Origin of the sequence: Veillonella sp. CAG:933 (assembly GCF_000431435.1) — a bacterium.
Classification (GTDB): Bacteria; Bacillota; Negativicutes; order Veillonellales; family Veillonellaceae; genus Veillonella_A.
In genome coordinates this window covers 1-2,801 of record NZ_HF986251.1, presented here as the reverse complement: position 1 = coordinate 2,801, position 2,801 = coordinate 1, and the positions used below count along the sequence as shown (strand labels likewise).

General features: G+C 42.1%; 1 protein-coding gene. It reads left to right on the top strand.

Annotated elements, in window-relative coordinates; translation table 11 throughout:
• The coding region (locus QZL64_RS12870) for a hypothetical protein (RefSeq protein WP_296309688.1) at positions 1–2,801 on the top strand (2,801 nt) is incomplete at both ends.

The following is a 2,801-nucleotide window of genomic DNA, read 5'->3' as shown; positions in this document are numbered from 1 at the left end:
GGTTTCGGTATCGTAGGTGCTACCGATGGCATGGTTGAAAGTAAAGTGTCCGGTCAGGATTTGGTAGTAGATTTAACCGCTGCTACGAAAGAAAAAATTAACAACGCAGCCGGTATAGATTTAGGCAACTTAGATGACAAAGGCAAAACAGTTATTAAAGAAGTTGTTCAAGAATCCGTTGATGTAGCAGGCGGCAATAACATCGAAGTGGCTAACGCTACAAATGAAGCCGGTGTTAAAACATTCACTGTTAACATGAAGAACAATGTTGATTTAGGTGCTAATGGATCCATTAAAGCCGGTAACACTACATTAGATGCTAGTGGTTTAACAGCCGGAGCAACTAAAGTCGGTGCTGATGGCGTTAGTGTTGGTTCGACTGCAGTTACTGCTGACGGCGTGAGCGTTGGTGATGCAGCGTTAACAGCTGATGGGTTAGCAATTGTTGGTGGTCCATCCGTAACTAAAGATGGTATCGACGCAGGCGGTAAAGTAGTTGGCAACCTTGGTGAAGGTGCTGTGGCAGCTGGTTCGACTGATGCTGTAACCGGTGGTCAATTATTTGGCGTGCAAAAAGATCTCAATGATTCCATTAAAGGCGCTCAAGATACGGCTAATTCCGCTCTTCAGACTGTAAGTGTTAAAGACGGTGCAGGCAATGTACTTACCGTGAATAAAGATAATGCCGGTTTCGGTATCGTAGGTGCTACCGATGGTATGGTTGAAAGTAAAGTGTCCGGTCAGGACTTAGTAGTAGACTTAACAGCTGCTACAAAAGAAAAAATCAACAACGCAGCCGGTAAAGACTTAGGTAATTTGGACGACAAAGGCAAAACCGTTATTAAAGAAGTTGTTCAAAATGCAGTTGATGTAAAAGGCGGTACTAATATTAATGTAGATGCAGCTAATGTTAATGATGTTAAGACATTTACTGTTAACTTGGATAAAAACTTAGATTTGGGCGGTGAAGGGTCCATCACTTTAGGCGACACCATTATCAAATCCGGTGACGTACATGTTGGTGGTACAACCATTAATAACGGCGGCGTAACTTTGAACTCTAACGGCGAATTTAAAGTTGGTGACACTGTAATTAACGGCAGCACAATTAATGTTGGCGGTACGACCCTCAACCAAGGTGGTTTGTCAATTAAAAACGGTCCTACTATTAACGTTGGCGGTATCAACATGGGCGGTACTAAGATTACCAACGTAGCTAATGCCACTGAAGAAGGCGACGTAGTAACTTACAACCAGTTACAAGAAGTGAAAAACATTGCCACTGAAGGTTCCGAATTGGCTAATAGTGCACTTCAAACTGTAGCCGTTAAAGGTAATGACGGTCAAACGATTACTATCAGCAAAGGCCAGGCAAACCTTGGTATCGTAGGTGCTACCGATGGTATGGTTGAAAGCAAAGTATCCGGCCAAGACTTGGTAGTAGACTTAACAGCCGCTACTAAAGAAAAAATCAACAACGCAGCCGGTAAAGACTTAGGCAACTTGGATGACAAAGGCAAAACGGTTATTAAAGAAGTTATTCAAGAATCCGTTGATGTAGACGGCGGCAACAACATTGAAGTAGCTAAAGCTACAAATGAAGCCGGTGTTAAAACATTCACCGTTAACATGAAGAACAACGTTGACTTAGGTGCTAACGGCTCCATTAAAGCCGGTGCAACTAAAGTCGGTGCTGACGGTGTAAGTGTTGGTGATGCAGCGTTAACTACTGACGGCTTAGCCATCGTTGGTGGTCCATCTGTAACTAAAGACGGCATCAACGCGGGCGGTAAAGTGGTATCTAACCTTGGTGAAGGCTCCGTAGCTGAAGGTTCCAAAGATGCTGTAACCGGTGGCCAGCTATTCGCAGTTAAAACTGATGTTGATGGCGTAAAAGGCCGTGTAGATACAATCAATAATAACCTTGAAAAAGTTACTAATAATTTAGAAAAAGTTACTGAAACAGCCGGCAGTGCGCTTCAGACTGTAACTGTAACAGATACTAAAGGCCAAACCCTTGTTGTTGATAAAGATCACGCAGGCTTCGGTATTAAAGGTGCTACCGATGGTATGGTTACAAGCGAAGTGTCCGGTCAAGACTTGGTAGTAGACTTAACAGCAGCAACTAAAGAAAAAATTAACAATGCAGCCGGTAAAGATTTAGGCAACTTGGATGATAAAGGCAAAACCGTTATTAAAGAAGTTGTTCAAAATGCAGTTGATGTAAAAGGCGGTACTAATATTAATGTAGATACAGCCGATGTTAATGATGTTAAGACATTTACTGTTAACTTGAACAAAAACGTAGATCTTGGTGCTGACGGCTCCATTTCCTTAGGTGGCACAACTATTAACCAAGGCGGTTTAACGATTAATAATGGTCCATCCGTTACTGTTGACGGTATCAATGCCAATAACACTAAGATTACTAACGTAGTAGACGGTTCGAAAGCTGGCGATGTAGTAACTTACAACCAATTATTAGAAGTTCGTAAGATTGCTGAAAATAGTTCCGGTATCAGTGGCTCAGCTCTCCAGTCTGTAAGCGTTAAAGATACCGAAGGTAACACGATTGTACTTAGCAAAGATAATTCAAGCTTAGGTATCGTAGGTGCTACTGATGGCATGGTTGAAAGCAAAGTTAATGGTAATGACTTGGTAGTAGATTTAACAGCGGCAACTAAAGAAAAAATCAACAATGCAGCCGGTAAAGATTTAGGCAATTTGGATGACAAAGGCAAAGAAGTCATCAAAGAAGTTGTTCAGAAGTCCGTTGACGTAAAAGGTGGTACAAACATCGA